At 60.2% G+C, this 24520-nt stretch carries 23 protein-coding genes, 1 tRNA gene and 1 pseudogene; 12 read left to right on the top strand and 13 right to left on the bottom strand.

Annotated elements, in window-relative coordinates; all coding sequences use genetic code 11:
- Positions 1–30: 30 nt before the first annotated feature.
- Positions 31–1398 carry an aspartate aminotransferase family protein gene (locus J2046_RS09855; RefSeq protein WP_210051209.1) on the top strand — a complete coding sequence of 456 codons (1368 nt, stop codon included), beginning with the start codon at positions 31–33 and terminating at the stop codon, positions 1396–1398.
- Positions 1399–1401: 3 nt separating this feature from the next.
- Here J2046_RS09855 and J2046_RS09850 read toward each other — a convergent pair whose 3' ends face one another.
- The 3 genes from J2046_RS09850 to J2046_RS09840 are packed head-to-tail and all read right to left on the bottom strand — an operon-like array spanning position 1402 to position 5464.
- On the bottom strand, positions 1402–2925 hold the full coding sequence (locus tag J2046_RS09850) for an ArnT family glycosyltransferase (protein WP_210051208.1): 1524 nt from the start codon (positions 2923–2925) through the stop codon (positions 1402–1404).
- Positions 2926–4470 (bottom strand): ArnT family glycosyltransferase, encoded by a 1545-nt coding sequence (locus J2046_RS09845; RefSeq protein ID WP_210051207.1) that lies wholly within the window; start codon positions 4468–4470, stop codon positions 2926–2928. It lies immediately after the preceding gene.
- Positions 4445–5464 carry a glycosyltransferase family 2 protein gene (locus tag J2046_RS09840; RefSeq protein WP_210051206.1) on the bottom strand — a complete coding sequence of 340 codons (1020 nt, stop codon included), beginning with the start codon at positions 5462–5464 and terminating at the stop codon, positions 4445–4447. Before J2046_RS09840 ends, J2046_RS09845 begins: the two co-directional genes overlap by 26 nt.
- 87 nt (positions 5465–5551) lie before the next feature.
- Between J2046_RS09840 and J2046_RS09835 the strand changes: the two genes are divergently transcribed.
- Positions 5552–6520, top strand: coding sequence for a lysylphosphatidylglycerol synthase transmembrane domain-containing protein (locus J2046_RS09835; protein ID WP_210051205.1), 969 nt, complete (start codon positions 5552–5554; stop codon positions 6518–6520).
- Here J2046_RS09835 and amn read toward each other — a convergent pair.
- From amn to J2046_RS09805, 6 genes are all read right to left on the bottom strand, one after another.
- Positions 6514–8016, bottom strand: a complete 1503-nt coding sequence (gene amn, locus J2046_RS09830) for an AMP nucleosidase (protein WP_210051204.1) — start codon at positions 8014–8016, stop codon at positions 6514–6516. The genes J2046_RS09835 and amn overlap by 7 nt on opposite strands.
- An 88-nt stretch (positions 8017–8104) precedes the next feature.
- On the bottom strand, positions 8105–8275 hold the full coding sequence (locus J2046_RS09825) for a hypothetical protein (RefSeq protein WP_210051202.1): 171 nt from the start codon (positions 8273–8275) through the stop codon (positions 8105–8107).
- Between the two features lie 319 nt (positions 8276–8594).
- The gene (locus tag J2046_RS09820) at positions 8595–8885 is read right to left on the bottom strand and encodes a hypothetical protein (RefSeq protein ID WP_037157408.1); all 291 of its coding nucleotides are present in this window, start codon (positions 8883–8885) and stop codon (positions 8595–8597) included.
- Positions 8886–9363: 478 nt separating this feature from the next.
- The gene (locus tag J2046_RS09815) at positions 9364–9651 is read right to left on the bottom strand and encodes a hypothetical protein (RefSeq protein WP_210051200.1); all 288 of its coding nucleotides are present in this window, start codon (positions 9649–9651) and stop codon (positions 9364–9366) included.
- An 84-nt stretch (positions 9652–9735) separates the two neighbouring features.
- Positions 9736–10002, bottom strand: coding sequence for a hypothetical protein (locus tag J2046_RS09810; protein ID WP_210051199.1), 267 nt, complete (start codon positions 10000–10002; stop codon positions 9736–9738).
- A 561-nt stretch (positions 10003–10563) separates the two neighbouring features.
- A complete protein-coding gene (locus J2046_RS09805; RefSeq protein ID WP_210051198.1) occupies positions 10564–10899 on the bottom strand; it encodes a DUF2147 domain-containing protein in 336 nt (111 codons plus the stop codon).
- Between the two features lie 499 nt (positions 10900–11398).
- Here J2046_RS09805 and J2046_RS09800 point away from each other — a divergent pair, with 499 nt between their 5' ends.
- Positions 11399–11665, top strand: a complete 267-nt coding sequence (locus tag J2046_RS09800; RefSeq protein WP_037157401.1) for an SEL1-like repeat protein — start codon at positions 11399–11401, stop codon at positions 11663–11665.
- Between the two features lie 161 nt (positions 11666–11826).
- Here J2046_RS09800 and J2046_RS09795 read toward each other — a convergent pair whose 3' ends face one another.
- The 3 genes from J2046_RS09795 to J2046_RS09785 form a co-directional block, all read right to left on the bottom strand.
- Positions 11827–12936 carry a pyridoxal phosphate-dependent aminotransferase gene (locus J2046_RS09795; protein ID WP_210051197.1) on the bottom strand — a complete coding sequence of 370 codons (1110 nt, stop codon included), beginning with the start codon at positions 12934–12936 and terminating at the stop codon, positions 11827–11829.
- Positions 12937–12984: 48 nt separating this feature from the next.
- The gene (locus J2046_RS09790; protein ID WP_210051196.1) at positions 12985–13875 is read right to left on the bottom strand and encodes a LysR family transcriptional regulator; all 891 of its coding nucleotides are present in this window, start codon (positions 13873–13875) and stop codon (positions 12985–12987) included.
- Positions 13876–14206: 331 nt separating this feature from the next.
- The gene (locus J2046_RS09785; protein WP_081953036.1) at positions 14207–14560 is read right to left on the bottom strand and encodes a PilZ domain-containing protein; all 354 of its coding nucleotides are present in this window, start codon (positions 14558–14560) and stop codon (positions 14207–14209) included.
- 282 nt (positions 14561–14842) lie between these two features.
- Here J2046_RS09785 and J2046_RS09780 point away from each other — a divergent pair, with 282 nt between their 5' ends.
- From J2046_RS09780 to J2046_RS09760, 5 genes are all read left to right on the top strand, one after another.
- The gene (locus J2046_RS09780) at positions 14843–16060 is read left to right on the top strand and encodes an NAD(P)/FAD-dependent oxidoreductase (RefSeq protein ID WP_210051195.1); all 1218 of its coding nucleotides are present in this window, start codon (positions 14843–14845) and stop codon (positions 16058–16060) included.
- Positions 16061–16076: 16 nt separating this feature from the next.
- A complete protein-coding gene (locus J2046_RS09775) occupies positions 16077–16877 on the top strand; it encodes an aldolase/citrate lyase family protein (RefSeq protein WP_210051194.1) in 801 nt (266 codons plus the stop codon).
- Between the two features lie 169 nt (positions 16878–17046).
- Positions 17047–17137: transfer RNA gene (locus J2046_RS09770), tRNA-Ser, on the top strand.
- 418 nt (positions 17138–17555) lie between these two features.
- On the top strand, positions 17556–18587 hold the full coding sequence (locus J2046_RS09765; protein WP_210051193.1) for a porin: 1032 nt from the start codon (positions 17556–17558) through the stop codon (positions 18585–18587).
- A gap of 252 nt (positions 18588–18839) precedes the next feature.
- A complete protein-coding gene (locus J2046_RS09760) occupies positions 18840–19850 on the top strand; it encodes a porin (RefSeq protein WP_210051192.1) in 1011 nt (336 codons plus the stop codon).
- A gap of 117 nt (positions 19851–19967) precedes the next feature.
- Here J2046_RS09760 and J2046_RS09755 read toward each other — a convergent pair.
- Positions 19968–22054: pseudogene (locus J2046_RS09755) on the bottom strand (lytic transglycosylase domain-containing protein).
- 216 nt (positions 22055–22270) lie between these two features.
- Here J2046_RS09755 and dapA point away from each other — a divergent pair.
- The 4 genes from dapA (at position 22271) to J2046_RS09735 (ending at position 24504) form a co-directional block, all read left to right on the top strand.
- A complete protein-coding gene (gene dapA / locus J2046_RS09750) occupies positions 22271–23155 on the top strand; it encodes a 4-hydroxy-tetrahydrodipicolinate synthase (RefSeq protein ID WP_210051189.1) in 885 nt (294 codons plus the stop codon).
- Positions 23156–23274: 119 nt separating this feature from the next.
- Complete coding sequence (gene smpB, locus J2046_RS09745; RefSeq protein WP_037154571.1) at positions 23275–23751, top strand: SsrA-binding protein SmpB; 477 nt, start codon at positions 23275–23277, stop codon at positions 23749–23751.
- 5 nt (positions 23752–23756) lie between these two features.
- Entirely contained in the window at positions 23757–24170 is a 414-nt protein-coding gene (locus J2046_RS09740; protein WP_210051627.1) for a DUF3830 family protein, read from the top strand.
- Between the two features lie 49 nt (positions 24171–24219).
- Positions 24220–24504, top strand: a complete 285-nt coding sequence (locus J2046_RS09735; RefSeq protein WP_210051187.1) for a hypothetical protein — start codon at positions 24220–24222, stop codon at positions 24502–24504.
- The last annotated feature ends 16 nt before the right edge of the window (positions 24505–24520 follow it).

Below are 24520 nucleotides of genomic sequence, written 5' to 3'. Positions count from 1 at the left end.
GGCGGCACAATCGGAGGCCGTGACAGTCCCATGAATGACAAGCCAGCCCTTTCCAATCTCGCCGCGATCGACGCCGCCCATCATCTGCATCCGTTTTCGGACATGAAGGAGCTGAACGCCAAAGGCGCGCGCATCATCGAGAGGGCCGAGGGCGTCCATATCTACGATTCGAACGGCAAGAAATATCTCGATGCCTTCGCCGGACTTTGGTGCGTCAATGTCGGCTACGGCCGCAAGTCGATTGCCGATGCCGCCTATCGGCAGATGCAGGAATTGCCCTATTACAACACCTTCTTCGGCACCACGACGCCGCCCGCGACCCTTCTTGCCCAAAAGATCGCCTCGCATGCGGGCGAGAACCTCAAGCGCGTCTTCTTCACCAATTCCGGCTCGGAAGCGACCGATACATGGTTCCGTATGGCACGGGTCTATTGGAAAGCGTTGGGGAGGCCGGGGAAGACTGAGGTCATCGCGAGAAAGAACGGCTATCACGGCTCGACTGTGGCCGGCGCCTCGCTCGGCGGCATGAAGCTGATGCACGAGCAAGGCAACCTGCCGATCGAAGGTATCCATCACATCGGCCAGCCCTATTGGTATGCGGAAGGCGGCGACCTGTCCCCCGCCGAATTCGGCCTGAAAGTTGCCCGCGAGCTGGAAGAAAAGATCGACGAGCTAGGCGAGGACCGCGTCGCGGCTTTTGTCGCCGAGCCGATCCAGGGGGCAGGCGGCGTCATCATTCCGCCCGACACCTACTGGCCGGAGATCGCCCGCATCTGCAGGGCGCGAAATGTTCTGTTGGTCGTTGACGAGGTGATCTGCGGTTTCGGCCGGCTCGGCACCTGGTTCGGTCATCAGTATTACGGCGTCGAGCCGGACCTCGCGCCGATCGCCAAGGGACTTTCCTCCGGTTATCTGCCGATCGGCGGCGTGCTGGTGAGCGACCGGGTTGCCGATGTCATGGTCAATGAACTCGGCGATTTTTATCATGGCTTCACCTATTCCGGTCATCCGGTTTCGGCGGCTGCCGCGCTGGAGAACATCCGCATCATCGAGGAGGAGGGGCTGGTGGAGCGCGTGCGCGATGATATCGGCCCGTATTTCGCCGAAGCCTGGAAGAGCCTCGAAGATCATGACGTCGTCGGGCAGGCCGAAAGCGTCGGGCTGATCGGCGGTTTGCAGCTTGCGGCCGACAAGGCGACCAGACGGCGGTATGCGAAACCCGACGATATCGGCGCGATGGTCCGCAATCATTGCGTCGAGAACGGCCTCATCATGCGCGCCACCGGCGACCGCATGCTGGCTTCACCAGCGCTGACCATCAGCCGTTCGGAAGTGGACGAGGTGATCGAAAAGCTCCGCGCCGCACTCGATCACCTGCGCGAAACGGTGAAGGAATAGGTCTTATCCGGGAATATCGACCACTGCGTAAGCGAAGCGGTATCGGTCGTCCGGCCGCCCGTTATTGTAGGGAAGGGCGGTGATCCTGGCTTGCGGTACCGTGCCAGCGAGGCCACGCTCCTGCAGATATTGCGCGAAGCCCGCGGGAAAGCCGGGTGGCATGCTGCCGTCGGAATTCCGCCAGACGAACAGGATGCGCCGGTGAGGTGGCATCGGCAGGGAGCGGATGTCGGTCGGGGTGGAGAGCGTCGTGACCGGCGTGGAGGGGAAATTGAACCGCATGTTTCCGGCAAACTGACCGTCGGACGCAACGATCAGGGTTGGCGCGGCGTCCGCAAGCGGCCGGATTTCGTCGGAAAACGCCTGAAAGGGATAATTGGAATATTGATAGATGCCGGTGACCGGAGCCAAGGCCGCCCGGCCGAAGAGGATTGATGGAATGAGGGCCATGATGACCAAGGCCACTCCCCATATCCGCTTCAGTCCCGGTTGCAGGTCGATCGCCGCCGCATCGATCTTCACCACGAGATAAAGCGGCAGCACGATCAGGATCGGCGTGAGCCAGCGGTCCTTCACCCTTTCGACACCGGCGAAGAGGATGAGGAGGACGATCAACGCGAGAGAGAAAAGCAGGATCCGGCCGACAAGCCGCGTCCGGTCGTTTCGAGCCCGGATCACCTCGCGCAGCCGCTCGCGATAGGCCGCCGCGAATATCACCGTCGTCAATGCGCCGAAACCGAGCGAAGCAAGTGCAAGCGAACCGAAACCCTCGAAGATCGCGACGACGGGATTGGTGTCGTCGCCGACAAGCTTGCGCATCGTATGGCCGCTCGTTGCCTCGAAGTGGTCGACGAGCCACGCCGCATGCGGCAGGACGATCAGCAATGCCACGGCGCCGGCAAGCAGGACCCGCCAGTCGAGAAGGCGCAAACGCAGTTGCCGATCGCTGAGGACCGCCGCGAAGGCGGCAATCGGCAATACGATGAAATTGTACTTGGCGATCCCGCCGATGCCCGTAGCGATGCCGAGCAGGATGAAGGAGGCGACAGAGGGCCGGTTGAGTGCCCGGAAGAAGCAGTAGAGAAACAGCGAGGCGGCAAAGATGGTCGCGACCGTATGGCTGAGATCGCGTTGGGCTTCGAACGCCACCTGGGGAATGGTCAGCAAGCCGAGGGCCGCGACGGCGGCCAGCCGGCCGTCGCGCAGGACCTGCCGCGCCGCCAGCCAATAGAACCCGTAGGAGGCAAACAGCAGCAGGTTCTTGAGCAGCGACAGCGTGACCAGCGAAAGGCCGAAAACCTGCACGACCGCATATTGCAGCCAGTTGTAAAGGGGCGGTTGGGAACTGTAGCCTCCCAGCAGCCATTGAGAAAAATAGGACTGCTCGGCCTCGTCCAACTCCAGAGAATGCGGCAACGCCATCCTGACGAGGAAGTTCAGCAGGAAATAGCCGGCCAGCACGATCAGCAGGGTGCGGCTGCCGGGAACTGCATCGTCTCTTACCGTCTCCGCATGGTCTGGTCCCACTTAGTTTCTCCGGAATGAAGTTGAATCAAGCGATGCTCCGCCCACCCAGGCATAGCCGAAAAGCGCGCTGTCCCGGCTGCTGGAAAACAGATAGGGGACTGCCAGCGTTGCAGGTGAGAGATTTTCCGGCGCACCTCCCTGTCCGGCGATATAGGCCTTGAGATAGGCGGGAATTTCACCACTGCTTTGGACCGCGCGCCAGATGACAAGCCCCGGCAGAATTTTCTCGGCCTCGTTCAGAGGCGGCGTCTGTTCGAAACTCGGCAGCAATACGCGCGCATCCGGCAGCTCCAGCCGCGCGCTGGCGGCAAGGGCGGGATCATCGGCGATCACATAGGCAGGCCTCGTGCCGGGCTGTTCCGCCAGAACCTCCCGGATGAACGGACCCGACGGAAAGTTCTCTTTGGTATACTGGCCGAAGCGTGGCCCGATCACGTTGCCGAGCGAGATATAGGCGATGAATCCCAGCGCCAGAGCCGCAACGGGAAGAAACATCCGCGAAATCGCATCGGTCGTGTCCGCGCCGGCTGCATCGAGTTTCAGGCAGAGATAAAGCGGCAGCAGGAGCAGGAAGGGCGAGAGCCATTTTTCGCTGATCGTCGTCGCGCCGAGGCCGAGGCCGATCAGCCCCACTGCGATCAGCGATAGGAGGATCGTCCGGCCGGTGACGCGGGTCCATGGGCTTGTCGCCTGCCATGTCGAGAGCAGCGGGCGACGGAAGGCGATGAGGAAAAAGGCCAGGATTGGCAGCGTGCCGCCCAGCAGGGAAATGAGCAACGTTCCAAGTCCGGTGAGGCGATCGCTGATCGCATTCCCGGTAGCGTCCTCCCGCATGACCTTGATCGTACCCGCCGTCGCCTCGGCGAAATTGCCGAGCACCCAGAGTCCGTGCGGCAGGCACATGACGGCGGCGACGACAAGCGCCGGAATGAAACGCCAGTCGAAGACGCGCTTGCGCAAATCAGGTTCGGGCAGGATGGCGAGGATCGCCGCGATGGGCACGACGACGAAATTGTATTTGGCGATAAGCCCGATGCCGACGGCCAGGCCGGTCAGCAGATAGTTGCCGAGGCTTGGGCGCGTCAGGGTGCGAAGGAAGGCGTAAAAGAACAGCGCTACGGCGAAGAGCGTTGCAACGGCGTGCGTAAGGTCCCGCTGAGCCAGGATGCTGACCGCCGGCATGGCGATCACCCCGAGCATCGCGATCGCCGGAAGCCGCCGGTCTTTCAGCATCAGCCGGGCCGCGAACCCGTAGAGAATGCAGCAGAAGAAGAGGAGCAGGTTCTTGAGCAGCGAGATCGCAAAGATGGACGGACCGATAAGCTGGATGACGCCGTATTGCAGCCAGTTGTAGAGGGGCGGCTGTCGTCCGTAACCCATCAGGAAGAATTGTGACTGGTAGAGCTGTTCCGCTTCGTCGCTTTCAAGCGCCTCGGAACGCAGCACCCGAAAGCCGATCGCGAGCACGTAATAAGCCGCGATCAGCCAGAGGATAAGGTCGGGACGGCGGGCAAGCGCGTCACTGATGCGCTTGATCGCCCTCATAGACTTCCCTGATGATGTAGCTGACCGCCGTGTCTTCGCGGTAGTAGGTACGGGCGATCATCTCGGCAAGGATGCCGGTGGTGATCATCTGTACCGCCGATAGGAACAGCATCACGCCGATCATGAACAGCGGTCGCGTGCCGATATCATTGCCCATGATGAACTTGTCGATGAACAGATAGGCGAGGATGATGGCCGAAAGCGCGCCTAGGCCGAGGCCGACCGAGCCGAAGAAATGTCCCGGCCGCGCCTTGAAGCGCATGAAGAACATCACCGAGAGCAGGTCGAGGATCACCCGAAACGTGCGGGAAATGCCATATTTCGAGACGCCGTGCTGGCGCGCATGGTGGGTCACCGGCATTTCGCCAATCCGCGAACTCGGCACGACGCCAGCCACCCAGGCGGGGATGAACCGGTGCATTTCGCCCATCAGCTTGACCTGCTTGATGACGGAGCCGCGATAGATCTTCAGGCTGCAGCCATAGTCGTGCAGGCGTACGCCGGTGATGCGGCCGATCAGCCGGTTTGCAATCCAGGAAGGGATTTTTCGCAGGAGAAGACCGTCTTGGCGGTTCTTGCGCCAGCCGACGAGCAGGTCGAGTTCGCGCCGCTCCAGTTCGGCCACCATCCCCGGAATGTCCTTGGGATCGTTCTGCAGGTCGCCGTCGAGCGTGGCGATCAGCCGGCCCTGCGCCTGGTTGATGCCCGCCTGCATGGCTGCCGTCTGACCGAAATTGCGCTGCAGCGCCACGATCTTCAGGTCGAGGCCGGGGCGGTTCAACGCGCTTTTCGCATTGGCGACCGTCGCATCCGTGCTGCCGTCGTCGACGAGAATGAGCTCCCAGCTTGCGGGATAACTGGTCATTGCCGCTGCGATCCGCTCGATCAGCGGTCCGACGCTTTCCTCTTCGTTGAAGAGCGGCACGACGAGGGACAGTTCGATCGGTTCGGCCGCCTCGATGCGGCTTGTGACCGACTCTGCTGTTGTACGCACCTTGTGTTTCTCCTAGAACCTCGGGCTTGACGCGGCATGCTGTCAGGCTGCCGGAACCCGGAACTTTTACATGGGGCACCCTACTATATGAAGAATTATCCGGTTGCCAGTCGCCGAGCATGGATAATTCGCCACGCCGTGACGCTTGGAACCGTTGCGATCATCGTTGTCTATGCCGCGTTCATCCAGTGGGTCTGGGGCTGGCAGGGCGTCGTGTCGCTCTGGAACGGCGCCGGCTGGACTTCCGCCCTCATCGCTCTGGCCTTGCTTTTATGCACCTATGTGCTGCGCACCTGGCGTATCTACGACTACTTCCCGAAGGAGACCGGCGGGCATTTCGGCACGCTTCTGAGGCTCGTGCAGGTCCATAACCTCCTGAATGTCATGCTGCCGTTCCGCACCGGCGAGGCAAGCTTTCCGTTGTTGATGAGGCGGGAGTTCGGCCTGCCGCTGGCGCGCGGCACCTCGGCGCTCTTCGTCATGCGCCTTTTTGACCTGCATGCGCTCTTGGCTGCTGCGGGCACCGGATTCGCGCTTGAGACCGGCAAGGCTTGGGCCTGGGGGCTCTGGCTCTTGTTTCTGATCCTGCCGGCCGTGGCCTTCGCGATCCGCAAGCCGGTTTTCCGATTGGCCGCGAAATTTCTGCCGAGCAGGGCAGAGAAACTGGTTGAAGAAGTGGAAGCCGGCCTGCCATTCGATACTTGGGCTTTTGCCCGTGCCTGGGGCGCGACGCTGATCAACTGGTTTACGAAGATCGCTGTGCTGGCCTGGGTGCTGGGCCTTCTGGGTGATTTGCCCATCGCCGCCGGCTTCGGCGGTGCGCTCGGCGGCGAGCTTTCCTCCGTGCTGCCGGTACATGCGCCGGCCGGTGTCGGCACCTATCCGGCCGGCATCACTGCCGGCGCGCTCGCCTTCGGCGCCGATGCCGGCAGGGAGGCTCTGGAAGAACTCGGCCGGGCCGCGGTCAATACCCACCTTCTGGTGATCGTGTCCTCGCTCGTCGGCACGGCGCTGTCGCTGTTTGCGGCGCGACCCCGAAGCTCGGCTGATTATTGAAACGCCGTTTCGTAGAAGCTTCTCAGTTTGCGTGAATGCAGCCTCTCGATCGGCATGGCGGCGAGCTTCTGTACCGCGCGTATGCCGATCTGCAGATGCTGGCTGACCTGGGTCCGGTAGAAGGCCGTCGCCATGCCGGGCAGTTTCAGTTCGCCATGCAGTGGCCGGTCGGAGACGCACAGCAGCGTCCCATAGGGCACGCGGAAGCGGAAACCGTTCGCGGCGATCGTTGCCGATTCCATGTCGAGCGCGATGGCACGCGATTGTGAAAGCCGCTTCACAGGGCCACGCTGGTCACGCAGCTCCCAGTTGCGGTTGTCGATCGTTGCAACCGTTCCGGTCCGCATGATGCGCTTCAGCTCGAAACCCTTGTAGCCGGTCACTTCCTCCACCGCGCTTTCCAGCGCCTGCTGCACTTCGGCCAGCGCCGGGATCGGCACCCAGACCGGCAGGTCGTCGTCGAGCACGTGGTCTTCGCGTACATATGCATGTGCAAGCACGTAGTCGCCGAGCCGCTGGCTGTTGCGCAAGCCGGCGCAATGGCCGACCATCAGCCAGGCATGAGGTCGAAGCACGGCGATATGGTCGGTGATCGTCTTGGCGTTCGAGGGGCCGACACCGATATTGACAAGCGTGATCCCGGCATGCCCTTTCTTCTTCAGGTGATAGGCGGGCATCTGCGGCAGACGTACGACCACGTCCGTTTCCGGCTTGTTGCTGCCGGCGGGCGTGATGATGTTGCCCGGTTCCACGAAAGCCGTGTAGCCTTCACCCCCGTCCGCCATCAGCTTGCGCGCCCAGGCAGCGAACTCGTCGATGTAGAACTGATAGTTCGTGAAGAGAACGAAGTTCTGGAAATGGTCGGCGTTGGTTGCCGTATAGTGGCTCAGCCGTGCGAGTGAATAGTCGATGCGCTGCGCTGTAAAGGGTGCGAGCGGCGCCGGCTCTCCCGGCAGAGCCTCGTATTCGCCATTGGCGATCAGGTCGTCGGTGTTGGTGAGGTCCGGCGTGTCGAAGATGTCGCGCAGCGAGATGTCGGCGAGCGAGCTCGTTGCCGATGCCTCCACATGGGCGTTTTCGCCGAAGGCGAAATGCAGCGGGATCGGCGTCGCCGATTCCGAAACGATGACCGGAACGCTGTGGTTGCGCATCAGGAGGTCCAGCTGTTCCTTGAGATAATGCCGGAAGAGCTTCGGACGCGTGATGGTGGTCGTGTAGATCCCGGGCGCGGCCACATGCCCATAAGAGAGGCGGGAGTCCGCGTGCCCGAAGGAGGTCGTCTCGATTCTGACCTGGGGATAGAAGGCGCGGTAGCGTCCGGTCACCGGCGCGCCCCTGGCGAGCGCACCGAATGCATCGATCAGGAAGCGCGTATTGCGCTCATATAGCTCGGTGAGCGCGTCGACCGCCGCCACGGCATTGTCGAAAACGCGCGGTTCGGCCGGGCTCGGGCTGATGAAGGAAAGGGGGGAGATGGAAAAGATTCGTGTGTTCATGCGCCATTATAGTGGGAACTCGTTGACAATCAAACGACGTCACGCGCTCGCCGATGGTTGATCGCATCATCTTCTTCGCGGTTTACCGTCAGAGCGCCTTGACGCAGTTCGGCGTTGCGGAGTGAAAGCACTGAGCCGACGTGCCCAGATGCACGCGCAGGTCCCTGCGCCCCGGCTCCGCGACGAGCGCGGCAAAGGACAATGCGAAAATCGTCATGATCAGCGTCACGATGGTTAAGCGGCGTGCAAGAACGAACATGGCCTACTCCCGATCCAATGCAGGCAGGATAATGGCGGGAGACTGAACGCGTCCTGAGAGACCGGTTCATCAGGAATTCAGCATCGTTAACGGACCGAAGGCGTGGCGCATGAAGGATTGCCGCGCATGGCGTGCCAATCGGCAAGGAAACGCACGACCCTTGTTGCGGACAGGAGGCCTGGAGGACGCATTGCTGTCGGCGGGGGGGGCAGGGACGGGACCCCTAAGGATAAAGCCGGTCTCAAGCCGGCTTTATCCTTAGGGGAACTCCGTGCAAAGGCTGCGACCTGCGCGGAGTTCGGTATCTTGAATCAAATGCTTAGTCCTGCGGACGGATGACGCCGTTGTAAAAATCGCCGCTATCCTGGGAATTATCTATGTCCGTATCGGCACCTTCGTTGCTTACCCAGGGGCGGACGGGCTGAATGCTGCCGGTAGGCATTCTGTCAACGGAGGTATCGTCAAGGTTGGGGGCATCGCCCTGGGGCGGAGCCGTCATCATATAATCCTGGCTATAGTCTTGGCCATAGTCCTGGGCACCGGCAGGACCGACGAAAGCTGCCGAAGCGACGAGGGCAGCTACAATACCGGAGGTCAGATAGGTCTTCATTTCCTGTCCTTTCCATGGTCCCATCATATTGCGAAGCGATATCGGCATCGCCTCGTACGAAGGTACAAATCGATGGAGAGGGAGATCGTTCCAACAAACCGACACGGAAAGGCTGCAGATTTCCGGTGGGATGACCCGGAAAACGTGAGGATTTTCCACGGAAAACCGCCCGGAAATCACGGTTTGCGGATTTATTCGTGATTGATTCGCTGGAGGGCTTCACCTAATCTTGAAGTCGACAACCGGTTTCAGAGTCCGGCTGTCACCTTACCGGAAGACGATTGCGACCCGTTTTCCGATCGGTGTCTTGAATGAACTGCAAATGCCAGCCGTTCTGCGGCTGGCATTTGCGTATGTATGACAGGCCAAACCGCCATCCGGGGCAGGGGCAGGGGGAACGTCCCCGGATGGCGGCGGCACAGGGGCCTTCGCAGAATCAGGTTTCACTCACGTTTCAAACCCTGACTGTCGGAAGGCCTTATTCCGGGCGAACGATGCCCGGATAGTAGTCACCCCTCTCAGGAGGGGCCTGGGGGTTGCCGGAGCTCTGGCGGGAATCGATGCCGGTCGAATAGGTTCGGCTATTCGTAATGCTGCCGGTACTGAAGCGATCGACCCGGGAAGGAGCGGTTATAGGAGCGGCCCTGGTCACGGTGCTGTTGCGGCCGAGGCCCTCATAATAGTCCCCGTTGTCGGCAAGAGCGACGCCGGCAAAGGAAGCCGATGCGATGAGAACGGTTCCGAACGCAGAAGCGATCTTCGTCATTGTCTTATCCTCTCAGAGTTGTCCGCCGGCGTTGAGTTTGCGACCTTGCCGACGGCATTGTTCGATGTCTTGAATGAACTGCAGTTAGTTCGGTCGGTTAATGCCCTCGTAATAGTCGCCCCGATCCGGGCTGGCCTCTGCCGACATCCAGCCGCCCTGCTGGTCGACGCCATAGGCGCGGGAGATCGAACCGGTATAACCGTAACTGTCGGACTGTATCTGGTGGGCTGACTGGATCGTGTGATCAGGCCAAACGCCTTCATAATAGTCGCCATTACCAGCAAAAGCAGCACCGGCAAACGAAGCCGAAGCGATCAGAGTAGCTGCAATGGTGGAAGCAATGATCTTCATTGTCATGTCCTTTCAGCGTCATAAAATTCAAATGAGAGTGTTGTTGTTTGCACCCATCATATCGGACCGATCGGTTCGATCTGAAAGCCCCCCATTTTGGCGACTGCTGTCAATGAAACATTGACGATAAAAATCCGATTCTTCTTATACGCGTTAAAAGTGCTAAGTGCGCTAATTTTTGCGCAGGCGTCCTACGTAAACCGATTAGGTTGCATTCTAGAAAGGCAATATTGAGTGGAAAAACAAAATGATAAAAGAGATGGTAAGCAATTGCGCCTTAGGCGTGTAGGCTTTGGCAAAATATGGCTTTTTTACGTCTTTTGTACGGCGGCATAATTGCGCCGGTGCTATTCAAGGTTTTCACAAAACTGTGATGTTCCGGATTGGTGGAGTTCGTGGACTTCAACCGATGCCGTTTTTTGCGGCCACTGTGCCCTTTACCAATGCACGGGCAAAAAAAATCGGGCAAAGTTTGGAGTTCTGGAACGGAAGGGAATGGCCGCGCCGGCAGTGGTGCGGCCATTCCAATTCCTATCTTTATAAAAGGGAGTGGCGGAGGGGTTAGAGACGTGTCCAGGTCTGCGACTTGCAGAGGATCTTCAGAACGCAGCCCTTCATCTTCAGAGAATTGCCGCTGACCGACCCCGACCCGCTATAAGTCTTGTCCTCGGCCGGATCCGTGATCTCGCCGGAATACTCGCCATCCTTGCCGGCGAGCCGGCCGATCTGCTTGCCGGCATGCTTACCGGTCTTCAGCGTTACGCAATAGACGCTTCCGCATTTGCCGATCGCAGCGGTTTCGCCGCTGGCGGTTTTCCAGTTACCCTCGATCGGCTCCGCAGCTTGGCCGGCGGTGGCTGCAAGTGCGAATGCTGCAGCAAGCATCAGTTTCCGCATGATAATGGCTTCTCCTCCTTATGCCGGCAGGCCCATCGAGCCCCGCGGTGCAATTTCCCTTCAAAGCTCTCGCTCCTCCGCGCAGGCTTCTTCGAGAATTTATCTTACGCACACGTAAAGGTAAAGGCTGTATCGCTGAAGCATTTCAACGCGCCTGAGGTGCGGATTTTCCGAAGTGTGAAGGCCCAAGACCGAAATCGTGGTTACGCATCCGTTTAAATCGATTTCTAAAGTTTTCGTAAAATTCGTCGCGAAATCGCGAAAATGCAAGGCATCTGATGTTTAACAAAAACCCAAGTTTACCAAGTGTTTGGACTTTGTTTTCCTCAAATTAATCATGCTTTTTAGGCGTCTTTTGGAAGGTTGGGCGCATAGTGGGCTCATCAAGACGAGCGGGGCAACCGCCGGCCTGACGGATCAAAAACAGCCGCTTCAAGACGGTGGATCCGGACGGAAAACAGGGCAGATGAACGACAGGCTTTAGACAGGGATCAAACCGATGGCACGCTTTGAAATCAACAATTCCGAAATGGCCACCATGGGTGGCGAAACCCGCGCCGATACGTTCTGCGAAATGGGTCTGATGTATGCGACTGGCCGTGGTTGCGAGATAGACCTCGTTTCCGCTCACAAATGGCTCAACATCGCCGCGATCAAGGGATCCGACCGCGCCGCCGAGCTGCGGGCCGATCTCGCCCAGACCATGACCAAGATGCAGCTCGCCGCAGCTCTTCGCGCCGCCCGCGAATGGATGACGATGCACTAAGCTGCTCCGGCGTGTCAGTGAAACCGCCGGCCCTGCAAGAGGTCGGACACAGAATAAATCCAGGAGGGGACGGGACTTGGGGACCGGATGGGACCTTGGCCCGGCAATCTAAGACCGCGATCGGCAGGGAACAAGGCCGACGCGGTCGCTTTCTTGAGGGCTCAAAATCCTTTCAGGACCTTCGGCAGCGCCTCTTCCAGGAGAGCCATATCCGATTCCGGTCCGACGCTCACGCGGATGCAGCGGTTGAGTGGCGCGACACCCGGCATGCGGATGAACACGCCGTGCTCCATCAGCCCATCGACGATCGAGCGCGCATAGGCGCCGTCACGGCCGCAATCGATCGCCACGAAATTCGTCGCCGAAGGAAGCGGTTTCAGTCCGTTGGCCGCGGCGATCCCGGCGATCCGGTCCCGCGAGGCCTTGATCCGGCCGATCACGTCGGAAAGATAGGCCTGGTCCTTGAGGGCGGCGAGCGCTGCTGCGATGCCAATGCGATTCATGCCGAAATGATTGCGGATCTTGTCGAACGCCTGCGCTGTGCCGGGCGTCGTGATCGCATAGCCCACCCGGGAGCCGGCCATGCCGTAGGCCTTCGAGAAGGTGCGCGTGCGGATGACATTCGGGCGGCCGATGAGGGCGGAGATCGCTGGCATCGCGTTGGCCGGACCTGTCTCGCAATAGGCCTCGTCAAGGATCATCAGACAGGTTTCCGGCAGCGCTTCGGCAAAGGCGACGATGCTGTCGGCATCCCACCAGCTTCCCATCGGATTGTCGGGATTGGCGAAATAGACGAGCGGCGCGTTCTCGCGGCGCACGGCTTCCAGCAGTCCGTCGAGGTTCTCGCGATCTTCGACATAAGGGACAGTCACCAGCCGCCCGCCGTGACCAGCGACATGGAAATTGAAGGTCGGATAGGCGCCGAAGGAGGTGACGACCGGCAGGCCGGGATCGATCACCAGGCGGACGATCAGGCCCAGCAGGCTGTCGATGCCTTCACCGACAGCGATGTTCTCGGCCTTGCAGCCGAGATGGGCCGCGAGCGCCTGCTTGAGGTCGAAATTCTCCGGATCGGCATATTTCCAGGTCTCGCCGGCGGCCGCGCACATCGCTTCGATGGCCGACGGTGCGGGACCGAAACCGTTTTCGTTGGCGCCGATGCGGGCCTTGACGATCAGTCCCCGGTTGCGTTCGATGGCCTCGGGCCCGACGAAGGGGACGGTCGCGGGAAGGGCACTGATCAGCGGTGTGAAGCGCGAGAATGCAGGCATGGATTGTGTTCCGGCTTTCTAAAATCGGCACACAATAAGAGTGATTCATCAATGCGCAAGCCCACTTGAGCCTGTTTGAGCTCTCTCACCTGCAAATCTTTTCCGCTCTCGCCCGAACAGGTGGCCGAGCTTTTCGATCACGTGTCGCACCTCCGGCCGGTGCCGGTCATCGTCATTGGCAACGATCCATATCGTATAGGTGAGTTCCGGAATGATGCCGCCTTCGCGCACGAGACTGGAAAGCGCATCGCCCACGAAACAGGGCAGCACGCCTCGGCCGTTGCCGCTTGCTATCAGGTGCGCAAGAAGTTCCGGCGAGTTGGTCCAGGTGCGGATCCTGGCTTCCTGATGCTGAAAGACCCATTTGTCGCCCGGTGCATGGGAGCTTTCCGTGCCGAGCGAGACCCATGGCAGATCGTCCTCTTCGGGGAGAGCGCGTGCTTTGTAGACCGCATGGGTAACGCTGACGGAGCGGCGGATTGCGATATTGCCGGATTCGGGTCTCCGCCAGACCAGGCCGACATCCGCCTCGCGATAGGTGAAGTCCATGCCCCTATGCAGCGACTTGCAGCAGAGCCGGAAGCGATCGTCCTGCCCTCGGATGTCTGCGGTGTGTTCGGCGATGAAGCCGGATAGCCAGGCATCGGCGCCGATCGAGACGATCGGCATGGCAAAGGCCTGTCCCTTCCAGTCGGCGATGCCGTCGGCCGCCCTCTGCATCGCGCGCGCATGCTCCAGCAGGATCTCGCCGTCCGGCGCCAGCCGGTATCCCTGCGGGCTGCGCACGAAGAGCGTCCGGCCGGTCGTGCGTTCGAGCGCCAGCATGCGCCGCCCGATTGTCGGCGCACTCAGGCCTGTCCGGCTCGCCGCGCCGCTCAAGCCTCCTTCCGTCGCCACGTGGAGGAAGAGTTTCAGATCGTCCCAGCCCGCATCGGTCATTGAGTTATCCTATGGATTCGCCAGTGTTCTTCCCATCGTTCATGGATGAAAAGCGGCTTTCGCCGGCGCGTCTACAAGACCGGCGAGTAGGCCATTAGCTCGGTGGCATCAGATATAGATGGAGATACCGCCATGCTTCTCAACTGGGTTAAGCTCTGGGATCGGCTGAAGAAGGAAAATGACAGGCGCGGGCGGCATCCGCTTGCCGACCCCCTGGAAGGCGCCGAATGGCGCGGACTGCTATGGATCGTGCCGTTGCTTGGGCGTCTGGCAGGCAGCCAACCGAAACGACGGGCTGCAAAGACCCGCCGGATACTGCGCCGTGAACCGATCAGTGGCTGGTCTCGAAACTCAGCCGGATGACGTGATGAAGGAATTCCTGATCGATCAGCATATTGAAGCCGACCGAAACCTTCTCCTCCTCCCGTCGGATGACCGTGCAGCCGATATCGTCATGAATGCCGAGGATTTCGAGGAAGAAATTGTTCGGCACCGGCAGATGCGGGCTGATCTCCAGTTCGGCACCATAGAGCGAAATGGTGCGGATCAGGCAACGAAAGCTGGTCTTGGTGCTCAGATGACGGCCGACGAAGATGATCTTGCCGGGCCTGTCGATCGGGAACTTCTCGAAAGCCTTCTCGCGTGAGCCCTTCAGCCTCGTATCCTGGTCCATGACATAGGGCATGAAACCCTCCTTCTTCACTCCTGCTGTGACTATATTCCTCTTCCGCTGATATATTCTGAAACGGATCGGTAAAATTGTATGGATACAGGCAGATAGCGCCCAAAAGTCGGGCATTTGAACACGCGGAAGGCGTTTATTCCTTCCGTATGGAACAGTCCATAATTCAAAGCACATAATCACCGATGTCGCGTTGTTGACGGGCACGCGTCGCGGCGATACCCCTTGCGATCGGATTATCGGTGTTATCTCAACAAGAACCATGATCGACGTGGGGAGTGAGACGTGACGGGCAGGTTGGTGATTGTCGGCGCCGGGCAGGCGGGGTTTGCGCTCGCTGCGAAGCTCCGGGCCTTGAAGGACGAGCGGCCGATGACGATCATCGGTTCGGAAGAGGTGATCCCCTACCAGCGCCCGCCGCTCTCCAAGAAGTATCTGCTCGGTGAGATGGAATTCGACCGGCTGACCTTCCGGCCCGAGAACTGGTATCCCGACAACAACGTCGAGCTTCTGCTGTCGACCTATGTCGAGGAGATCGACCGCAAGGCAAAGCGCGTGCGTATGCAGGATGGCGCCGTGTTGGAATACGAGACGCTGGCGCTTGCCACCGGCTCTACCCCCCGCACGCTGCCGGCAAGCGTCGGCGGCGATCTTGCCGGCGTCTTCACCATGCGTGACAAGCGGGATGCCGATCTGCTGATGGGCGAGATGCGGCCCGGCCGGCGACTCCTTATAATAGGCGGCGGTTATATCGGTCTGGAGGCGGCTTCGGTCGCCCGCCATCTCGGCCTCGAAGTGACGCTGATCGAAATGGCCGACCGCATCCTGGCCCGAGTCGCGGCCAAGGAAACCGCCGATGCGATGCGCGCCATCCATCAGGGCCACGGCGTCGTCATCCGCGAAAAGACCGGCCTGCATCGCCTGATAGGCGAAAATGGCAGGGTTTGCGCCGCAGAACTTTCCGACGGCAGCACGATCGACGTCGATTTCGTCATCGTCGGGATTGGCGTCACCCCGAACGACCTGCTGGCGCAGGACTGCGGCCTGGAGGTCGGCAACGGCATCGTCGTCGACGAGTTCGCCCGCACCTCCGATCCCTCGATCTTCGCGATCGGCGATTGCGCCATGCTGCCCTGGAAGGGCAAGCGGATCCGTCTCGAATCGGTGCAGAATGCCGTCGATCAGGCGGAAGCCGCCGCGGCGATCATGGCCGGCGGCAATGCGCCCTACGACGCGAAACCCTGGTTCTGGTCGGACCAGTATGACGTGAAGCTGCAGATCGCCGGTTTCAACATGGGCTATGACGAGACGTTTGCGCGGCCCGGTGCCCGCGAGGGAAGCCTGTCCGTCTGGTATTTCCGCGAGGGAAAGTTCATAGCTGTCGACGCGATCAACGATGCGAAGGCCTATGTGACGGGCAAGAAGATGCTCGAAGCCGGCATCGAGCCGAACCGGGCTGTCCTTGCCGATCCGGCCACAGACCTGAAGCAGCTTCTCGTTTGAAGGGAATGTGAATGCCATGCCGGCTCCGAAGAATCACTTCAAGGCAGCGCTGAAGGCCGGTCGGCAACAGATCGGCCTCTGGCTCAACATGGGTGAGGCGCTGTCGGCCGAGATCGCCGGCACGGCCGGCTTCGACTGGCTGGTGATCGATGGCGAGCACGGACCGAACGACCTGCGCAGCATCGTGGCGCAGCTCCAGGCGCTTTCCGCCTCGCCTTCGGAAGTGGTCGTGCGCCCGCCGATGGGCGAGACCTGGTTCATCAAGCAGTTGCTCGATATCGGTGCCCGAACGCTTCTGGTGCCGATGGTTGATTCGGCAAGCGAGGCGGAAGAGCTTGTCCGCGCCGTGCGATATCCGCCGAAGGGCGTTCGCGGCGTGGGCGCTGCCGTGGCGCGTGCCTCCGGTTTCAACGCTATCCCCGATTATGCCGAGACGGCGGCCGATGAGATCTGCCTGATCGTCCAGGCGGAAACCATGGCTGCGATTCGCGATCTGGAAAACATCGCGGCCATCGACGGCGTCGACGGCATTTTCATCGGCCCGGCCGACCTTTCCGCCGACATGGGCTATCTTGGCCGCATGGAAGCGCCGGAAGTGCAGGAAGTGATCGACAAGGCGATCGTGACGATCGTGAAGGCCGGCAAGGCGGCCGGCATCCTCACCTTCAGCGAATCACTGAACCGTCATTATCTCGATCTCGGCGCATCTTTCGTAGCGGTTGGCGCAGACGTGACGGAATTTTCCGGCGCACTGAAGGCTCTTGCAGCACGCTACGGCCGCGCCACGGGAAAACCGACGCCGCGCTCCGGCTATTGAGAATCCCGTCCGGCAGCAACAGGTCCGGGAACCCCGGCAGCCCGGGTGGAAGCCATCGAGAGTGCTGCCCGGCGAGGCGCGAATCCCTATTTTGATTCGCCTAAAAACTTGCTGTCGCCGTCACAAAAGCCTTGCATTCACGGGGGCTCTAACATAGGTAGACCGCGACGGAGAGGTGGCCGAGTGGTCGAAGGCGCTCCCCTGCTAAGGGAGTATACGTCAAAAGCGTATCGTGGGTTCGAATCCCATCTTCTCCGCCATTTGCCGGCTAAACGGCCTCTTTATCCTGTATACAACCTCCCGCCTTGATTGAAGTGGTGTCATGTGGGCACCGCCGGATACCCACGGCCGATCGTGCATCCGAGCGATTCTCCCGATGCCTGAGCCATCGCCGCTAAGTGACTGTCGAATAAGCTCTTTCTTAACAAAGTGTAAAATAATGCCGGGCGCCGCCGGCAGCTTTGTGTCCTTTCGGCAACAGGCCGTCGGGAAGCGGGTTTCGAAAAGGTGTCAGGTTCAAGTTCCGGATTGCATGCCCTCTGCCGTCTTGTATTTTCACATCCGGAAGCGAGGCGGTGGATCGTCCTTCTTCTGGCAATCGACGGGGATGGGGCAGGGAACGCTGTCCTTCAGCAAAAAGAACCCAAACCCACACGAAACTTTGACTGGAGGTCAAATATGAACATCAAGAGCCTTCTTCTCGGCTCCGCTGCTGCCCTCGCAGCAGTCTCCGGCGCTCAGGCTGCTGACGCCATCGTAGCTGCAGAACCGGAGCCGATGGAATACGTTCGCGTTTGCGACGCATTCGGCACGGGCTACTTCTACATCCCGGGCACCGAAACCTGCCTTAAGATCAGCGGTTACGTCCGTTTCACGGTTGATATCGGCAATAGCACGAACAGCTACAATGCCGATGATTGGGATGCTTGGACGCGTGGCCGTGTTGAATTCCAGTCGAAGAGCGACACTGAGCTCGGAACGCTGACCGGCTTGATCGCGATCCACGGCGAATCTTCGCGTGACAATAGCGGTAGCTCCAGCGGTGACAACTTCTACTTCGACGAAGTTTACCTGTCGCTTGGCGGCTTCAAGGCTGGTGACTATTACAACTGGTGGGATAAGGGCATCAACGGCGAAACCGATGTCAACGCCGGTGGCGCTCGGACCCGCTTCACCTCGATCTCCTACACCTATACGGGCGATGCTTTCTCGGCTGGCGTTCAGGTTGACGAGCTGAGCTATCCGAAGCTTGTTCACGGTCAGGAAGTCGGTATCGAAGCTATCGTGTCTGCGAAGTTCGGTGCCGTTTCCGTCGACCTTCTCGGTGCTTATGATCTTGGTGTCGAAGAAGGTGCTATTCGCCTTCTCGCGAGTGCTCCGGTTGGTCCCGGCACTCTCCAGGGCTTCGTGATCTGGGGTTCTGATCCGTCTGCATACTATGGTGGCAACATCGGCACCGGTGCCATTACCGATATGGCTGGTGAATGGACGGTTGCAGCCTCCTACGCTTTTGATGTGACCGACAAGTTGAAGCTCACCCCCGGCTTCCAATACGTCTGGGATGAGTTCATTGACGGTGATGAAGACTGGAAGGCTGGTCTGACGGTTGATTATGCGATCACCTCCGGCCTCGCATTCAAGGGCTCGGTTCAGTATCAGGACGACCCGGACGCTTGGAGCGGTTTCGTCCGCCTGCAGCGTACCTTCTAATCTGATCGGATTATCCTGATCGGTGAACTCCCCCGGCCTTGCCGGGGGAGTTTTTTGTTGTGCCTGTGTTGAACTCCACTTTCGGTAGTGGTGGTGATTTTGTGACAAAAAGGAGACGATGGGCTTTCAAATGCCTCGCGGGAGGAGAGAGAGCCGGGGAACCTTGTTGCCGCTGATTAGCCTTCGGTAATAAGGTTCAGCCAGCATCTGGTGAATCGGATGCCCATTTTGAAATGACTGGAGGTCATGAAAATGAACATCAAGAGCCTTCTCCTCGGCTCCGCTGCTGCACTTGCAGCAGTCTCTGGCGCTCAGGCTGCTGACGCCATCGTTGCTGCAGAACCGGAGCCGATGGAATACGTTCGCGTTTGCGACGCATTCGGCACCGGATATTTCTACATCCCGGGCACGGAAACCTGCCTCAAGATCGGCGGTTACGTCCGCTTCCAGGTCGATATCGGCAATAGCACGAATGACTATAACGATGACGACTGGGATGCCTGGACCCGTGGTCGTGTCGAGATCACGTCCAAGAGCGATACAGAACTTGGCACGCTGACTGGTTTCATTGCCATCCACGGTGAAGCTTCGCGCGACAACTCTGGTAGCTCAGGCTCGGACAACTTCTACTTTGATGAAGTCTACATCGAACTCGGCGGCTTCAAGGTCGGTGACTACCTGAGCTGGTGGGATAACGATCTGCCAGGCGAACTGGATCTCCTGAGCAACCAGACCCGCTTCACCTCGGTGTCATATACCTACACCGGCGAAACGATCACTGCCATGATTCAAGCTGATGAAATCAGCACGCCGAAACTGGACAATGGCCAGGAATTCGGTATTCAAGGTGGTCTTCGGGCGGCTCTCGGTCCGGCCAACCTCGAACTCCTCGGCGCCTATGATAATGACTCCGAAGACGGTGCCGTTCGCGTGATCGGTTCGATTGATGCCGGTCCGGGTACCTTCTACCTATCTGCTCTCTGGTCGTCTGACCCGAGCGTCTACTATGAAGACGCCGAGTGGACGGTTGCTGCGAACTACGTCTGGAAGGCTACCGACAAGCTCGAAGTCATTCCGGAATTCCAGTATTTCTGGAATACGAATGTCGTAGCGGGCAGCTATGATGGCGGTGGCGATGACTGGGCTGCCGGTCTCACCGTCAACTACCAGATCACGGAAGGCCTGCGCAGCAAGTTCGCTGTCGGTTATGGCCATGAAGCCGACGAATGGGCCGGCCTCGTCCGCCTGCAGCGCGACTTCTGATCTGAGCGTCTGATCTGAGCTTGAAGGCCCGGCCATTGCGCCGGGCCTTCTCGTTTATGGCGTGATGATAAGGGCTTTCGGAAAGTGGGGCAGTGATGCTGGACGCCGCGAGCCCCGCTACTGCCGTCCGAACCGCAAGTCTGCTTCGATATCGGCCTTCTGGCCGAGGCGGATCTTGTAGACCTGATAATTCTCCATCACCCGCTGCACGTAATTGCGCGTTTCGGGGAAGGGAATGCGCTCGATCCAGTCGACGATGTCATCGAGGGATTTGCCGCGCGGGTCGCCATAACGGGAGATCCATTCCGGCACACGGCGCGGACCGGCATTATAGGCGATGAAGGTCAGGATATAGGAGCCGCCGAACGTGTCGATCTGTTCGCCGAGATAGTGCGCGCCGAGCGTGGCGTTATAGCCGGCATCCGTGGTGGCTTCGCGGCGGCGTAGGTGAGGCCGTGGCGCTTGGCGACGCCCTGGGCCGTGCCGGGCAGGAGCTGCAGGAGTCCGCGAGCATTGGCGGCTGAAACGGCGGCAGGGTTGAAGGCGCTCTCCTGGCGTGCAATGGCATAGGCAAGCGCCTTGCCGGAGCCGGCGATATTGGCGCCGGCCGGAATGACGCCGATCGGGAAGGCCAGCGCCGCGACCTCGATGCCACGGCCGAACGCGATTTTGCCGATCTGCAGCGAAAGGGCATGGTTGTCGTGAGTTTCGGCGCGAGCGGCGAGAATCGCAAGCTCGCCCGGGCTTGTCATTTCCTCGGCGAGTGCCCGGTAGAGCGTGCCGGCGCGTTTGCCGTGGCCTGCATCTTCCAGCCGGGCGATCGCTCTTACCGCCTCGCGGTTTTCGAAATTCCGCCGGTCGGCAGCAGTAGGCGAGGGGTAGCTCACGTCGAGCGTCTTGATGTCGAGGCGGGCGGCTGCAAGCTGACCGTAGAATGTTCCGGAATAATGCGCCGCCTTGGCGAAGAATTCGCGGGCGTTGCCGGGTGCACCGGCTTCGGCGGCCCGGCCGAGCCAGTACCAGGCGCGGGAAGCGGAGAGCGGCTTGTTCGACACATCAAGGATCTTGCGGAAGTGCTTTTCCGCGAGCGCCGGCTCGCGAAGCGCTCTCAGCGCGTACCAGCCGGCATGGAATTCCGCGTCGACCACATCGGTCGAGGAGGTCGCGAGATGATTGGCAACGACCGTGTAGGCGCGCTTGAAATCGCCCTGGTCGGCAAGGCCGCGGGCCACGATGCGCCGCTCGTTCCACCATTCGCTCGTGTTGACGAGCCTGGAAGCCTCGCGCGGCGCCTTTTCAATGAGTTCGGCCGCCTCGCGATATTTGTCCTGCCGGCGCAGATATTCTATCCGCGCGAAGAGATAGGCCGGATCATCCTTCCAGGACCGGTCGACCGCATTGAGAAGGGTCTCGGCATTCTTGGCGTTGCTGGTGACGCCCACCCATGCCTTGTAGAGTGATTGCGCCTTGCCGAGATCGCCGAAGCGCTTGGCTTGCGTGGTACGCCCCTTGTACATCAGCGTGTCCATGCGGGCCTTGTGATCGGCCGGCGAGAGGAGCGCCGGAAATTCGGCAAGGATCCTGTCTTCGGTCGGCTTGTCGAGCGTTTCGGAAAGCCAGATCTGACGCAGCGGACGCGCCGCTTCGCCGGTCTTTCCGGCGGCGACCAGCGCGCGCGCCAGGATAATCGCGCCTTCCGTCGTTTCGGGCCGTGTCGAGCCAAAGGCGGCAAGCACAGTGGAGGCCGACGGATTTTCCCGATAGAGGGCGCGCTCGGAATTGGCACGCAGGTTTTTGAGGCCGGGCCAGCCTTTCAGCTCCCGCTGCGCGGCCGCGATTTCGCCGGACGGAACGCCCGGCGCGCCGGACGTGGCGATCGCCCAGGTCAGGATATGTCGGTCGAGTGAATCTTCGGAGAGCCCGTTGCGGGTGGCAAGTGCTGTTGCGATATCGTTGCGGGAAAGGGCGTCGAGCCCTTCTCTCAACACGCCGGCCGGCTGCAGCCTTCCCGTGCGCGGGATCGCGCCTGTGATATCCGGCGAAGGCACGCTTGGCACCGGCATGGCGGTAGGCATTGCGCGCGCAACGGGATCTTCCGGCTTGACGAAGGGAAGCGGTACGGCGCTTTCAGGGGACGCGGCAAAACCGGGCACGCTCGCAGCACCAAGCCCCAGAGCAGCGAGGATCAGAACGGGCCTATTCATCCGGTAACTCGTCGTGAAGATGTCTAACCCCTATTAGCCGCCGAGCGGATTAACGAAACCTTACCATATTTATGAAAATGCGCGATTTCTTATATGAGATTCCGCATGAAATCCCTTGTCGTCACGCTTGTCGCCGCTTTCCCGCCGCTTTATTGTGCGCGACCTTAGTCACGGATTGCGGCCGAAGCATGGATTGCGGCCGATTGGGAGCTTTGCATGTTCAAGGGATCGATCCCCGCCCTCGTCACCCCTTTCACCACCGATGGTTTGGTGGATGAAGACGCCTTTGCCGCGCATGTGGAATGGCAGATCGGTGAAGGCAGCAGCGGCTTGGTGCCGGTCGGCACCACCGGTGAATCGCCGACACTGTCCCATGACGAGCACAAGCGCGTCGTGGAACTCTGCGTCGAGGTGGCGAAAAAGCGGGTCCCGGTCATCGCCGGTGCGGGCTCCAACAACACGCGGGAAGCGATCGAACTGGCCGTGCACGCGGAAAACGCCGGCGCCGATGCTATCCTGGTCGTGACGCCTTATTACAATAAGCCGACGCAGAAGGGGTTGATCGCGCATTTCTCGGCGATCGCGGAAGCCGTAAGGCTGCCGATCATCATCTACAACATCCCGCCGCGATCGGTCATCGACATGTCGCCGGAGACGATGGGTGCGCTGGCGAAGTCTCATAGAAACATCGTCGGCGTGAAGGATGCGACCGGCAAGCTGGAGCGGGTCTCCGAGCAGCGCATCACTTGCGGCAAGGAGTTCGTCCAGTTGTCGGGTGAGGATGCGACCGCGCTCGGTTTCAATGCTCACGGCGGTGTCGGGTGCATCTCGGTCACGGCCAATGTCGCACCGCGTCTCTGCGCCGACTTCCAGGCCACGATGCTGGACGGCAATTACGCGAAGGCGCTCGAATACCAGGATCGGCTGATGCCGCTCCACAAGGCGATCTTCATGGAGCCCGGCCTTTGCGGCGCCAAATATGCCCTGCACAGACTGCGCGGCATGAACCGCATGGTGCGTTCCCCGTTGATCTCGACGCTGGAGCCGGCGACGGAAGCCGCAATCGACGCGGCCATGCGTCACGCGGGGCTCTTGAACTGAAGCGAAAGCTGCAGAAGCTTCACATTTCACGTCTCGCGCATTAGATAAGGATCAAACCCCGCTCATCGCCCATGGGCGGGGATTTATGTTCAGAAAAAGGGCGGAACGGAATCTATCCCATGGCACCCAAAGGCAGTCAGCGCACGGTCAACAAGATTGTCGCGGAAAACCGCAAGGCCCGCTTCAACTATGAAATCATCGACACTTACGAGGCCGGCCTGGTGTTGACAGGGACCGAGGTCAAGTCGCTGCGCGACGGCAAGGCGAATATCGCCGAATCCTATGCTTCGGACGAGGGCGATGAGATCTGGCTCATCAATTCGCATCTGCCGGAATATCTGCAGGCGAACCGCTTCAATCACGAGCCGCGCCGCCGCCGCAAGCTGCTGCTCTCGAAGCGTGAGATCAACCGTCTGCGTGCCGCCATCAACCGCGAGGGCATGACGCTGGTGCCGCTGAAGATCTATTTCAACGAGAAGGGCCGTGCCAAACTGGAGCTCGCGCTCGCCAAGGGCAAGAAGCTGCACGACAAGCGCGAGACGGAGAAGGAGCGCGATTGGAACCGCCAGAAATCGCGGCTACTGAAGGCGAATTGACCGGCATGGAAGGCTTGCGCATCACGGTCGGCCCGTTTGCCTTCATCGCCCGTTTCGAGCGTGAAAAGGCGCCTGAGACCTGCCGCATCTTCGAGACCTTCCTGCCGTTCCGCAATCAGGTCATCCATTCCCGCTGGAGCGGAGAGGCGGTCTGGGTACCGCTTGGCGATTTCCGGTTCGGCGCCGGTTTCGAAAACCACACTTGCCATCCCTCGCGTGGCGATATCCTGCTTTATCCCGGTGGCCACAGCGAGACGGAGCTGCTGTTTGCCTACGGCAGCTCCTCGTTTGCGAGCAAGATGGGCGCTCTCGCAGGCAATCACTTCCTGACGGTTATTGAAGGTCGCGAGCAGCTCGAGGAAATGGGCAAGCTTGTGCTCTGGAAAGGCGCCCAGGACATAAACTTCGACGCCCTCTGACACCCGTGAACTTTGCTCCCTACCACTCGTTGTGGGTGAGAGGTGAGGCATGGACTATCCGGATATCATCATCGACGCGATCGACCGGCGGAAGGTTCTTGAACTCCGCTACAAGGATGTGGCGCGCAGGGTGCGGCCGCATATCCTGGGATATGTGGGGACGGGCGAACTGGCTCTGAGCGGCTGGCAGATTTCCGGCACAGGCGCCGGCTGGCGGCTCTTTCATGTCGATGACATCAGCGAGCTTGCCGAAACGGATCTGAGGTTTCATGGCACGGCGCGTGGCTATAATCGCAACGATCCCGCATTTTCGCGCATCATCGGCCGTATCTGAAATTCCCGTCCAGGAA

This window comes from Neorhizobium petrolearium (assembly GCF_017873175.1).
Lineage (GTDB): Bacteria > Pseudomonadota > Alphaproteobacteria > Rhizobiales > Rhizobiaceae > Neorhizobium > Neorhizobium petrolearium.
This window is presented reverse-complemented; position numbering and strand designations above follow the sequence as displayed.